The sequence below is a fragment of the Vibrio penaeicida genome (assembly GCF_030689305.1).
Classification (GTDB): domain Bacteria; phylum Pseudomonadota; class Gammaproteobacteria; order Enterobacterales; family Vibrionaceae; genus Vibrio; species Vibrio penaeicida_B.
On record NZ_JAUYVM010000007.1, the window covers coordinates 148,496 to 162,347 of the forward strand.

Consider the following 13,852-nt stretch of genomic DNA (forward strand, 5'->3'; position numbering starts at 1 on the left):
TATGTCTAACTTTAATGCCATTTGGTCTCTTCCTCGCCACACTAAGCGTCTAATCAGTTTATTGTTCGATCTTATTTTTATTTGTATTTCGTTTTTCGGAGCTTATTGGGTTCGTATCGGAAATTTTGAGCCCTTACCTTCTGAAGAAGGAAGCTATGTTTTAATTATTACTCTTATCTTTACCTTACTTGTTTTTATTAAGCTTGGTTTATATCGTGCTGTACTAAGATACCTTGGTTTACATGTACTTGCTTTGGTTGGTTTAGGTACTGCTTTGTCGGCCATTACAATGGCCGGACTAGCTTTTTGGTTTGACGCTTCAATCCCTCGATCTGTTCCAATTATTTATGGTGCTTTTTTGGCGATTAGTGTTGGTGGTAGCCGTCTCATTATCCGTAGCTTAGTGGCACAATCTAGTAACAAAGCAGGTAACCCAGTTTTGATTTATGGAGCGGGAAATGCGGGTCGACAGCTTGCATTAGCACTACGTCAATCAGAGAGCCATAATGTAGTTGGCTTTATGGATGAAGACACTACTTTGCAAAACACTATATTGATGGGGTTATATGTTTATACCAAAGTTGATTCCGAGAAAGTAATAGCGAAGCACGGTGTTAAACAGATACTACTTGCTATACCCAGTGCATCCCGCCGCCGTCGTAAAGAAGTTATTGATGGTATATCTCTATTACCAGTGGAAATTCTTACCGTTCCAGAGATGTCAGATATTGTTGCAGGTAATGCCAGCATTGATGAGTTGAAGGACGTTTCAATTGATGATCTTTTAGGTCGTGATCCTGTTGCCCCTCAACAAGCGTTAATGGAAGCCAATATTAAAGGTAAAGTGGTCATGGTTACTGGTGCTGGTGGCTCTATTGGCTCTGAACTGTGTCGCCAGATTATTCGCAATCAACCTAAAGCCCTTGTTTTATTTGAGTTATCTGAATTTGCTCTTTATCAAATTGATAGGGAGCTTTCATTAGAGGTAGAAGCTGAGGGATTAGGTATTCAAATCATTCCTCTACTTGGTTCGGTTCAACGTATTAATCGTTTATCTAAAGTGATGGAAAGCTTTAAAGTTCAGACCGTTTATCATGCTGCAGCCTATAAGCATGTTCCGCTTGTTGAGTTCAATGTAGTTGAAGGTGTGAGAAACAATGTTTTTGGTACTAACTACACCGCACGGGCTGCCATTGAAGCAAAAGTAGAGTCATTTGTTTTGATCTCAACCGATAAAGCGGTGCGTCCAACCAACGTGATGGGCACTACCAAGCGAATGGCAGAATTAGGACTTCAAGCCTTGGCTGAGGAGCAGAATCATATTCGACAAAGTACTCCTAACGAAGGCACTCGTTTCTGTATGGTACGTTTTGGTAACGTTTTAGGCTCATCGGGCTCAGTAGTACCAGTGTTTAAACGCCAAATAGCTAATCGTGAGCCTATTACGGTGACCCATGAGGATATCACACGATTCTTCATGACCATTCCCGAGGCTGCGCAGTTAGTTATTCAAGCCGGCGCTATGGGTAAAGGGGGTGATGTATTTGTTCTTGATATGGGGGAATCCGTTAAGATTGTTGATTTAGCTAAGAACTTGATTCACCTTTCTGGCTTAGAAGTTAAAGATGAATCAAATCCATATGGTGATATTGAAATCCAATATACTGGTTTGCGTCCTGGTGAGAAGCTGTATGAAGAGCTTCTAATTGGAGACAATGTTGATTCAACTGCCCATGAAAGAATCATGACAGCTCATGAAGATTTCTTACCGATTAATGACTACAATGCCTTGCTAGATAGATTAGATACAGCTTGTCATAATTTTGATCATGAAGCTATTCGTCAATTGCTTCTTGATGCATCGACTGGGTTTACGCCTGTTGATGAGATAGGAGATTTAGTTTGGAAAGCGGAGCAGGAGTGTGGAGGGAGCTAAAGTGAATCAAATCTACCTCTCTATAAATCTATTTCTAAGGATCATATATACATTAGGTCTGCTCTGGCGAATAAAGCTTTAAAAGTGATATCAAACGTAAAAATGCAGTATCCGATGGATAAAAATCACTTAAGCAAGGCTCTGAAAGTCCGTAATGACGGGCATGTTCAAGCGGCTTAGGTGATTCTTTCCCTTGAATCCGCGGCTTATTACCAAATAAACATCATACTATTTTAATATCAATTCCATCCCTGTTTCATAATATCCCTCTACGCTAGTTTGCTAAATTTGCTTGAAAGCTCATGTTCTTTTCTTTTGAGCGAAAATAAGCACGTCATTTGCGCAATTTAAAATCGATGCTGTACTTGAATAAGTCACAGAGCGTCGATTTTTTGTTAGTTAGGGTAGGGAATAGATGAAAATCGCAATTGCAGGGACAGGTTATGTTGGGTTATCCAATGCAGTCCTGTTAGCTCAACATAATCAAGTTGTCGCCATAGATGTCATTGAAAATAAAGTAAATCTTATTAACGACAAAGTATCTCCCATTGCAGACAAAGAAATCGAATCGTTTTTTTCTGAAAAACCGTTGAATTTAGTGGCGACGTTAGACAAAGAAAGCGCATACAAAGAAGCAGAGTATGTCGTTATCGCTACACCAACGGATTATGACCCAGTGACCAACTACTTTAAAACGGCTTCTGTGGAAGCGGTGATTAAAGATGTTATGGCAATCAATCCAAATGCGACGATGGTGATTAAGTCGACAGTACCAGTTGGTTATACAGAACGCATTAGTAAAGAACTAGGTTGCGATAATATTATATTTTCTCCTGAGTTTTTGAGAGAAGGACGTGCGCTTTATGACAACTTGCATCCGTCTCGAATCATTGTTGGCGAGCAAAGTGAGAGGGCAAAGAAATTTGCGGATCTGCTCGTTCAAGGTGCTGAAAAAGAGAACATTGAAGTTCTTTTTACCAACTCAACGGAAGCAGAAGCTGTTAAGTTGTTCTCTAACACATACTTGGCGATGCGCGTTGCGTACTTTAACGAGTTGGATTCCTACGCGGAAGCGCACGGATTGGACTCTCGTCAGATTATTGAAGGTGTTGGTCTCGATCCTCGTATTGGCAGCCATTACAACAACCCTTCATTTGGCTACGGTGGATACTGTTTACCAAAAGATACCAAGCAGCTTTTGGCGAACTATCAAGACGTGCCGAACAACATTGTTCAAGCGATTGTGGATGCCAACCGAACGCGCAAAGATTTCATTGCTGAGTCTATTCTTCAAAAGCAACCAAAAGTGGTTGGGATATATCGCTTAATCATGAAAGCGGGGTCAGATAATTTCCGTGCCTCGAGTATTCAAGGAATCATGAAACGCCTAAAAGCGAAGGGCATTGAGGTTGTGGTCTTTGAACCTGTTTTGGAAGAGAAAGAGTTTTTCCATTCGAAAGTCATGACGGATTTGAATGAATTTAAGAGTAAGTCGGACGTGATTGTATCAAACCGCATGGTTGAAGAGCTTAGTGATGTAAAAGATAAAGTCTACACACGAGACTTGTTTGGCAGCGACTAAGTATGAATTGAATTCAACGTAAAAGGAGCACTTAGTGCTCCTTTTTTATTCGTACTTTATTGAGTACTCTTATCTGGTCAACCAAGACTTAGGATTCTGCGCTTTACTGTTCCGACGGATCTCAAAGTATAGGGAGGTTCTGTCTTGTCCTCCCGTATCCCCTGCGAGTGCAATGGTTTCACCAGCTTGAACTTTGTCACCTTCTTTTTTCATCAGAGTCTGATTAAAGCCGTACAACGTCATGTCGCCCTTCCCATGGTCGACTAACACAAGCAAGCCATAGCCTCGTAAGTATTCAGCGAAAACCACGGTTCCTGAATACACGGCTTTCACCGGTTGTTGGTGTTTAGCGCTGATCACCATACCTTTCCAGTTTACCTGCCCAGTCTGTTTTGTGCCGTAATTGTGTAACACTCTGCCTCGAAGTGGCCAAGGCAGTCGTCCTTTTTGCTTGCTTAGACCGTTCATTGGAATAGCGGCGCGTTTTGCGGCTTTGGCGATTTCAGCTTTTAACCGGTTTTCGTTGCGTTGCAGTTCGGATAAATACGTTTTGTCGTTCTTAACGGTGCTTTTAATTTTAGAGACGGTTTTCTTACGGCTTGATTGTGAGCTGGTTAGTGCTTTCTTCTTGGATTTTTGAGTCGCCAGCAAATCGGATATTTCTTGTTGTTTTTGTCTCAACGCACGGTGGGTGGTTTCCAATTCGGTTTCAGTTGCCATGAGTGCTTCAATGGCTTTAGTGCGCTCTTTGGCTAAGTGTTGGAAATAGTGCCCAATGCGATCCAATTCGGCTTTGTTATCACTTTTCAGAAGGGACGCCGCATCGTATTTACGTCGAGTTATGTAATAGGTTTTGACCAGCTCTTTTAACGTGTCACTTTGTGATTTTTGCTGCTTTTCTAAAGAGGATTTCTGTTTCTGGTATTGGCTTAGGTTGGTGTTGGCTTTTTTTAGGTTGGCTTCAGTCTGCTTGATTGTCTTCTCTATCGCATTGATTGAAAGCTCTTGATTTTTGAGTTCGCCTTGCAGTTTATTGAGCTGCTTCTGTGCTTTATTGAGCTGCTGCTGTTGGCGAGAAATTTCTGTCTTTACCCCTTTAAGTTCAGTTTGAGAAGCCGCAAGTGTACTGCCACTGAATGTCGAGATAACTATAAGAAGACATGAGAAAACGCCAGCGCGAAATGCACTGGCGTTTAAGGAATACTGTAAATTAAACAGGTTCATCCGTATGAATCGTTCCGCCATAAGACGAGGCTGAAGCAGTTCCAGCCTCTTGATTATGAGGATGATTATTTCAGATTAACGATCACCTGACCAGTCATCTCAGCAGGGATTTCTAGATCTGATAGCTGAAGCATTGTCGGAGCAAGGTCAGACAGCTTGCCGCCTTCAACAAACTCAAGCTCACGGCTACCCACGTATACCAATGGAACCGGAAGGTTAGTGTGCGCAGTGTGCGTACCGCCTGTTTCAGGGTCGACCATCATTTCCGCGTTACCGTGGTCAGCCGTAATAAGAACCTGGCCGTCTACTTCACGAATGGCTTCAACCACTTTACCTACGCATGCATCTACAGCTTCGATAGCTTGAACTGCAGCTTCGTAAACGCCTGTGTGACCAACCATATCTGGGTTAGGGTAGTTACAAATGATAGAGTCGTATTTGCCTGATTTGATAGCAGCAACGAATTTCTCAGTCAGTTCTGCAGAGCTCATTTCTGGCTGTAGGTCGTATGTTGCCACTTTTGGAGAAGCAACTAAGCTACGCTCTTCACCTTCAAATTCTTCTTCTACACCACCATTGAAGAAGAAAGTAACGTGCGCGTATTTCTCGGTTTCAGACATACGAAGCTGAGTTTTGCCACACTTAGATAGCCACTCACCTAGCGTGTTGTCTAGAGAAGCTGGTGGGAATGCCGTTGCCAGAGGGATGTCTGCTGCATATTGCGTCAGCATAACGAACTCTGCTGATGGGAATACGTTGCGCTCGAAACCAGCGAAATCGGTAACGAAAGTACGCGTAATTTGACGAGCACGGTCCGCACGGTAGTTCATGAAGATAACGGCATCGCCATCTTGAATGCTTGCGTCTTCTTGACCTTCTGTTTGAAGTACAGTTGCTTTAACGAATTCATCGTTTTCGTCACGTGCGTACGCCGCTTCTAAACCTTCAACAGCGCTGCTGTATGTGAATTCTGCTTTTGCTTCAGTCAGCAATTCGTAAGCGACTTGAACGCGATCCCAGTTGTTATCACGGTCCATTGCAAAGTAGCGACCTACCAAAGAAGCTACTCGACCTTTGCCTAGCTCGGCAAACAAGTCATCAAAACGTTTTAGAGAGTTTTCTGCGCTGCGTGGTGGAGTGTCACGTCCGTCAAGGAAGCAGTGAAGGTAAATCTTTTCTGCGCCACGTGCTGCTGCCATTTTTACTGCAGCGTAAATGTGGTCTTCGTGGCTGTGAACGCCACCTGGAGACATTAGACCCATCAAATGAACAGCTTTACCTGCTTTAACGGCTTTGTCAATCACAGCAACCAATGCTTCATTTTGTTCGAATTCAGCGTCAGCAATCGACTTAGTAATACGAGTTAAGTCTTGGTATACCACACGACCTGCACCAATGTTGGTGTGACCCACTTCTGAGTTACCCATTTGACCGTCAGGTAGACCTACATCAAAACCAGATGCAGAAATAAGAGTGTTTGGCTGGGTTGCTAACAGCTCATCCATAACCGGTGTTTTAGCGTTAGCAATAGAGTTGCTTGCTGAGTCTTCGCGGTGTCCCCACCCATCCAAAATAACTAGAGCCATTGGCTTCTTAGCTGACATAGTTCTAACCTCGTCAAATTCAAAGTAACTGATAAATCAAATTAGCGTAATTTTACTACACTTTGTAGGTGAAACTGTAGCCTTAGATCAAATAATGATCGCGGCTGACTGTTACAAGTTTTCAAAAGTGCGTTGCAGTTGGAACAGATTATTGCGAATTACAGGAAGGAAAGATAATTATTTTCAGTGACGGACGGTATTGAAAGCGTCTACTCTTGGGCTAAATTTGAGGGAAGTTAAATCTCGCTGAACCAAGCATCTTGAGGTCACTTGGGTATATTGAGTGCAAATTACTTAAAAACTTGGATAACGACATTATCACAGTGAATTAGGCAGGCGGTTAATTGGTAACGTCCATCGTTTAACTGATCAAATTCAATTTCTGGCTTTGAAAGCGGCTGATCATTCAAATACCAACCAGCACTTTCTACGCTCGCTTTTAGGTTTAAAACTTGCCCAGGGTAGGGGAAAAACTGCATTTCGTTCTGAGGTGTTAAAATCGTGACACGTTCTTGGCGAATAGGTGCGGATTGATTTAAAGAGACCCCTTTTGATAGCGACCATTGCTGCAACGGCTCTGGCCACTGATGCAAAGTGTTAAAAGGTTCTTGGTATCTCAGCGTTGGTGGTGCTTGCTCATCAATTAGCCATGCAGGTTGAGTGCTCAAACAGTTTTCTTGTTTAATCTGCGCCTGTAATAACCCACTTGGCCAACACACAATGCTAGAAGACACATTGATAGGTTTGATGAGTGGCTCAGATTCTGGTGGAAGTAAATCAAACACATCAAACATGATGGGAGCGGCTTGTTTGGCTCCAGTTTGCCCTACGTTGGGCGAGCCGTCCGGTCTTCCTACCCAAACTCCAACTGTATATTTAGGGCTCACGCCAATGGACCAAGCGTCGCGGAATCCGTAACTGGTCCCTGTTTTCCATGCGACTTTTCTTCCGTGAGCAGGGGCAAAGCGCTGAGGTGGTGGAATTTGAGACAAGATGTCAAACAGAATCCAACTCGCTTCTGGAGTCAGCAATTTATTCTTCGCCGTTGTTTCACCTTCAAGATACCTCGGTTTTATGGCAACCCCTTCTTTTACTAACGAAGAGTAGAGAGAAACAAGACCTTCTAAGTTAGTGCCTACTCCGCCTAAAGCAAAGGTTAAGTTTGCTTCATCTGCCTTTAGTGGGATTTGGCTTGTGTTTAAAAAACTCAGGAACTCTTCAGGACCAAGCAAGCTAAGAACTTGTACGACCGTAGAGTTCTTAGAGAGTTGCAGCGCTTTGTCCATGCGGATCGGACCGCTGAAATAACGGTTAAAGTTTTGTGGTTGGTAGTTCCCATGTGCAATAGGGATGTCCATCATTAAACTGCCACTGTGGATGAGCTGTTTTTCCAGTGCCATCCCGTAAATAAAGGGCTTCAACGTTGAGCCGGGGGAGCGAATCGCCTGCACCATATCGACATGCCCATAACGACGCAAGTTCGTGAAGTCGGCGGAACCTTTGTAAGCAATCACTTCCCCGGTAGCGTTTTCCATCACAAGCACGGCGCTGGAGAGTGTGGATGACCAATCTGTCGAACGCTTTGATATCAGTTCTTCGATTGAAGATTGCAATGTGTGATCGATGAAGGTGTCAAACTCTGCAAGGTTTGGCTGGTTTGAGCGCAGCCTTCTCGCAAGCAGTGGGCTCATCACTGGCGACAGATACCTAGATGCACCGAGTGGAGAGTTTGCTAATAAATGAGTGGTAGAGTCCGTCAGTGCCAATGCTCCGCTAACCCTGTGCAGAACTTTGTTCCTTGCCGTTAATGCACGTTGAGGGTGGCGATCAGGGCGAGTACTGCTCGGGCGCTGAGGCAGTACCACCAAAGTGAGCGATTCGGTTAAATTGAGGTTCTGAGCCGATTTACCAAAGTAACGTTGTGCTCCGGCTTCGACCCCTTCAATGTTTCCCCCCATTGGCGTATGGGTCAGGTACAAATCTAAAATCTCTTCCTTGTTGTAAGCCAGCTCGATTTGTATCGCTCTAAATATTTGCTCAACTTTACCTGCGTATGAACGCTCATAAGGATAAAACATGCGTGCGACCTGCATAGTAATTGTGGAGCCGCCTGAAATTACACGCCCATGGAAGACTTGTTGAATCAATGCTCTAGCCAGAGAGAAAGGGTTAAAGCCGGGGTGAACGTAAAAGTACTTGTCTTCATATTCCAGCAGAGCCGTTAAGTACACGTCCGAGACTGGGCGTAAGACCTTTCCATCGATCACCTGGTGTTTTATTGGGGTTCGAAAAATACCTTTGGAGTTGGAAAATTGGCGTAGCACCTCGCCATTTTTACTATAGACCGTGGTGCTGTGATCCAATTTCTGCGCAAGGTTAAGAGGTGAGCGGGCATTCGCGATAAAAAAAGCCCCGACGATAAGCAGTATTAGAATCAAAATACTGCTTAACGCCCCAATGCACAGTCGCTTGGATAAAGGCCTCATCGCGCAATCGCTTATGGGCGAATGGTAATAGATTCGATGGAGCGATAGGGTTTATAAATCAGTTTTTCAGGCTGATACATCTTTTCCATAAAGAGCGCCGGCAGTGTCGAAACCCCCGGTGTTTCAGCACGTAAAACATAATTGATTCGGTAACGCTGTCCTTTTTTCATATTGGTTGAAGCAATCAATCGGTCGTTTCGATATTCCAACATGTCCCACTTACTGCTCTCAATCACCTTAGAGGACTTTATGATGTCGGCGCTATTGGTAAATTGCGGATTTTCTAATACGAAGCCAGTAGGTAGGTACTCAACAATCAGCGCGTTATTGGCTTTCTCTTTTAGGTTGTAATCGACCGAAACAATCAACTTGTCCCCTACTTTGAGAGGTTGCCCTTTGTAGATACTGCCGTCTTCTAAGCGATAAGAGCGAAGTGCTTTATTGAAATCGATAGTGGAGTTCAAATAACTTGAATGAGCGAGCCCTTTTGTTGTCAGTTGAAGGAAGACAGATTGATCACCCGCTAGAGATACTGAGCTTCCTACCGCCAGCAGTTCTTGCCCTGAACCTTGGCTGGATACTTTTCTATCGACATCATTTTCACGAATGAGCAACTCTACCGTTTCGTTGGTGTCGTCTTTTAAGGCGATCCCTGCTCTCACGAGTGCAATACGTTCTTGCGTACTCAGGTAGGATTTACTCGCCGACAGTTCCATGACTCGAATAGCAAGACGGTTCCTTAATTCAATCATGTCTTGGCTAAGCTTCATGACTTTCTGTACATCTTCGAGAATAGAAATCGTTAATGCGAGGTCACGAACATCGCTTCCATACTCGTAATACGATACGCGGCTTCGCATAGTGTCGGATTCCGCCCATGACAGATACTCTTCGCCCTGTTTGGTTTGTCCGTTGAGAAGGAATGCCCCACCTAAATGTGCCGCAGACAGCCTTGAAATTCCGTGCCTTGGGCTATCTTTTAACGTGGATTGTGTACTGTAGAGCTGTGCGTTATTTACTAAACCCGCTTTCGCACCTAGCCAAAGCGCGTAGAAATGGCTGGCATCGGTGGATTTGCTTGCGCCGATATAACGCGTTAGGTTTTCCAAGGCTTTAGCGAGCATTTGTTCAGGAACAGCATCACTAAAGCGCGCGTTGGCTTCGAGTAAGTATTCCGTTACGTACATGCTTAGCCAAGGATCTGCAGAGCCATGTTTGCTCCAGAGCGAGAAACTGCCGTTGGCTTTTTGCATGGTCGACAATCGATTCATCGAATCTTCAATAATTTGACGAACAGGTTTGCCGTTTGCTGCCTTGGTTTTTACCTGATTAAGATCGCTGTCTTCAAACAACCATGGCATCGCCTTGCTGGTGGTTTGCTCTGCGCATCCGTAAGGGTAACGGAATAAATCTGATGCATGTTCAGCGAAATTCAGTTGTGGCGAGCGAGAGAAGGTCATTACCGCAAATTGTTCGGTGAAATCTTGGTAGTTCTTCCATAAATCCGGTGTTAATTCAAAAGACTCGTTTCCGATGCTTTCGGGATTTTCTGTATTTTCGGAGTCTTCTGCACTTTCCTTGCTTTTTGGCGTTAACGTTTTCGGCGTCAACGTAATCAGGGTGCGCTGGCTCACCATCGGCTGACCAATGCGAACAGGAAGGCTCCAATCGCGCTGTTGATGATATTGGCTATTGTCTTCGCCTTTTGCATCAATGGTTAGCTTGAGCGCAATCGTCTCTGAACTTGAATGAATCTGACCCACTTCAAATGGGATAGGCACGCCTGTACGTTCACCATCTTTAAGCGTGAATTCAAACTCTGAATCCCCAGGTAACGACAAAATGTCGTCTGCTGTAATGGAGGCTTTAATCGTCTGGTTTACACCCGAAGTGTTAAAGAGTTCCATATAGGTTTGGCTAGAATCGCCTGGTGCCAAAAATCTCGGTACGGCAAGTTCAGCCACAATCGGTGCAGAAATGGTAACATTCGATTCCGATTGTCCGAATTGATTGTCGGTAAATGCCATCGCAACGACTTGTGCCTGACCGTTGTAATCTGGAATATCCACCGTGATATTGGCTTCACCATTTTGGTCAAACTGAATCAACTCCGACATGATGGTGATGGTTTTGCTTTCGACTAAATCATCTTTACTGATATTTAAATCGATTTCCTGATCACCGCCGTATCGATGGTGCGTGACAAAAGAATCCGGCCTTGTCTGATACAAGCGCGAGTACAAATCAATCACGTCACCTTGGTAGCGCCTGTGCGAGAAGAACCAATCCGCCATTTTAGGAGGGTGGTACTTGGCAAGGTTCACTATGCCTCTATCCATAAGTGAAAGCGTGACCCAAGCGCGCGTTTCCACCGCTTTATCGAGTTTCACTTTGATGGTGGCAGGCTCTAGAGGCAGTAGTTTTTCTGCATGTTCAATAGAAATAGGCAGTCGACGAGCTTCGCGATCCAGCATCACTGGGGCAACGGCAAAGTAGCGCCTCGGTAATGCATTTCCTGACGAATCTTGATCGGTTGCGCTGCTGACCAAGGTCGCGGTTAAGTAAAGATCGTGGCGATTGGTGTTTGGATCCAGTGCTATTTCAAATTGGTGCTGACCTGCAGTAATAGTGTGGCGTTGCTGCAAAAGAGACTGCCCGCCATCCAAGCTGAGCATTAACTCACCCGCTTGCTTACTAAACAGAGACACTTGAACCGTGTCACCAGCGTTATAGCGTTTCTTGTCTAGCGTAAGGGAAAGCTGATCCGGTTTTACGGGTTGTTGAGCATTCCCTTCATTCCAACCAGCCCAAAATGGATAGCGTGTAATGGTGCCATCTTCGGTGCGAAGCGTAAGTCGGTAACGTCCCCAGTCAAGCTTAAGTTGAAGTGGCACAGATTGGTCGGCGATGGTATCAATTTGGTTCACTTCAACCGGTCGCCATTTATCGTCGCTGCGAATGTCCCAGCCACTGCTTTCACTGTATACCCAGTAATAGCCACCGGCATTGCGTTCTAAATGGTAATCGACTTTGCCAGCTTCCAATTGTTTCCCATCGCCGCTCAGCAAAGCTACATGAAATTCTACAGAGCTGTACGAATCAATATCGCCTTGAGGGGCTTTAAGACCAGCCAATTTCTTCCCAGACCAAAGCTGACGCTGCTGGCTGCGAGAGACACTCGCGCCTCCGGTTTCGAATAGCTCGAAGGTGAAGCGAGCGTTAACCGGCGATTTCATCAATGAGGATTTATATAATGGAAACGTGAGTGAGTACTTGCCTTGGTCATCGAGATTTATGTCATCAATACTCTCTACATCACGCCAATGTGAAATCGAGAAAGCTTGTCCAACAAAGTAATCGCTAAACTTCGTGTCGAAATGGTTCGTTGGTTGGTAATCCGTGCGAATAGACACTCTGTTTTGTGCCGCAGGGGAGCCAAATAAGTATCGACCATCAAGGTCAGCGGTAACGTTTTTTGCACCAAGATCGATGTCTTTGGGTAAATCGACGGTGAGATCCATTCTCTCAGGAACAAACTCGCTGACATTAAAGGTAAAGGAACTGATAGGCGTTTTGGCTTTCTTATGGAGCTTTATCTGAGCGACCCATTTACCCAATGGCGCGCTAGTTGGAATGGCATAGTTGTCACTGTAGAAACCACTTGCTGCACTTGGGCTCAACCAACGACCCGCCGCAATACTTTGGTCTGGTTTTACGTATTCCACATACAAGCGATGGATATCGGGCGCGATCTCACCGTCTTGGTCTCTGGCAATAATATTCAAAGGAAGAGTGTCGCCAGGTCGGAATAAATCGCGGTTTGAATACACAAACGCTTCATGATCTTGATACTGACGCCCCGCGACTTGGTAGTCGGACAAATCCAGTGGCATCTCACGCAATGGCAGTACGCTCACTTCTGCCTCTTTCTTAACAAATAAGATATCGCCCTGTTTTACCTGATAGTCAAACTGTGCAAAGCCTTCTGTGGATGTACCCAAATCGGTTTTAGAACCATCGGAGTGATAAACCGAAATTTGGGCGTTTGTAACAGGCTCAGAGCTTGATAACGACGACAGTTGAACCGCCAGATGTTCTGGAAACACTTTGGTCTGAATACCGATGTCGGTCAGTGCTACTTGAATCGCTTTTTCGCTATCGTAACTGAAACTTCCCGTTGGCTTTACGATCAACAAATACCAGCCGCTGTCGAGTTCAGGCGGCAATAAGAGTTCTGAGTATTGCGTTTGGTTGGTTTTTGCTTTCTCAATATCAAAGCTCAATTCGGTAATCGGTTGAGTTGATTTAGTGAGTCTATTCAGTGCCCAGCGATCTGGAGACGCAGAATAATGGGAAGCGTTGAGAAAGCGGGCAGGGTCGCTGACTTTAAGAATTTCAACGGAGACCTGTTCAACGTTGGTTGTCGATATTGGAACACTGCGCTTTCCTTTGGAAGGCACTATCGGACCGCGCCCAATCACTTCTAGTGTCGGGTCTTTTTTGTGAATGGTCACTTTTTTTGTGGAAGAACCGTTGTATTTCAGACCGTGGTTGAGTGCTACAAGATAACCTTGACCCACATTGATGTCGGTATAAATCAGTGCATTCTTCGCTTTACTGAGCTGCCAAGTGTCTGGAAGGTGAGCCTCTTCCCCTTTTTTCTGAATGGTGACTGCATCTTGAAACGGTACGACATCATCAAACTGCACTATGATTGCTGGCGCACCATTGTGGTTATAGCCACCAATATAGGAAATGGTTGTACTTCCCCAGCTGAGAAGCGACCAAAAGGTCAATGTCATAGCGAGTGTAAATTGGGCAAATCGTCTCATGGTGGTTCCTTTACCGTGATAGGTCACTAAAGAGAAAAGTCACTGAAAGATTGTTCGGTTATTTTGATCCCAAGAAGTGTTTGAACTCTTGAGGGAATTTTGTGCGCTGACTATACAGTATCACAATCGGATTGTATAAATTTCAATGCATATGTCCTTGATATATCCATCAATTGTTAGTTTGGTTT

The 13,852-nt window shown here is 44.6% G+C and carries 6 protein-coding genes; 2 read left to right on the forward strand and 4 right to left on the reverse strand.

Annotated features, from left to right (window positions below):
- Position 1 precedes the first annotated feature (1 nt).
- Together Q8W40_RS13175 and Q8W40_RS13180 are read left to right on the forward strand one after the other, a co-directional pair.
- Positions 2-1,936, forward strand: a complete 1,935-nt coding sequence (locus tag Q8W40_RS13175) for a polysaccharide biosynthesis protein (RefSeq protein ID WP_305397681.1) — start codon at positions 2-4, stop codon at positions 1,934-1,936.
- Positions 1,937-2,351: 415 nt separating this feature from the next.
- On the forward strand, positions 2,352-3,518 hold the full coding sequence (locus tag Q8W40_RS13180) for a nucleotide sugar dehydrogenase (RefSeq protein ID WP_305397683.1): 1,167 nt from the start codon (positions 2,352-2,354) through the stop codon (positions 3,516-3,518).
- Positions 3,519-3,587: 69 nt separating this feature from the next.
- Here Q8W40_RS13180 and Q8W40_RS13185 read toward each other — a convergent pair whose 3' ends face one another.
- The 4 genes from Q8W40_RS13185 to Q8W40_RS13200 form a co-directional block, all read right to left on the reverse strand.
- On the reverse strand, positions 3,588-4,742 hold the full coding sequence (locus Q8W40_RS13185) for a murein hydrolase activator EnvC family protein (RefSeq protein WP_305397685.1): 1,155 nt from the start codon (positions 4,740-4,742) through the stop codon (positions 3,588-3,590).
- 65 nt (positions 4,743-4,807) lie between these two features.
- Complete coding sequence (gpmM, locus tag Q8W40_RS13190) at positions 4,808-6,346, reverse strand: 2,3-bisphosphoglycerate-independent phosphoglycerate mutase (protein ID WP_305397686.1); 1,539 nt, start codon at positions 6,344-6,346, stop codon at positions 4,808-4,810.
- 290 nt (positions 6,347-6,636) lie between these two features.
- On the reverse strand, positions 6,637-8,832 hold the full coding sequence (gene pbpC, locus Q8W40_RS13195; protein ID WP_305397688.1) for a penicillin-binding protein 1C: 2,196 nt from the start codon (positions 8,830-8,832) through the stop codon (positions 6,637-6,639).
- Positions 8,833-8,843: 11 nt separating this feature from the next.
- Positions 8,844-13,664 carry an alpha-2-macroglobulin family protein gene (locus Q8W40_RS13200; protein ID WP_305397689.1) on the reverse strand — a complete coding sequence of 1,607 codons (4,821 nt, stop codon included), beginning with the start codon at positions 13,662-13,664 and terminating at the stop codon, positions 8,844-8,846.
- Positions 13,665-13,852 lie beyond the last annotated feature (188 nt).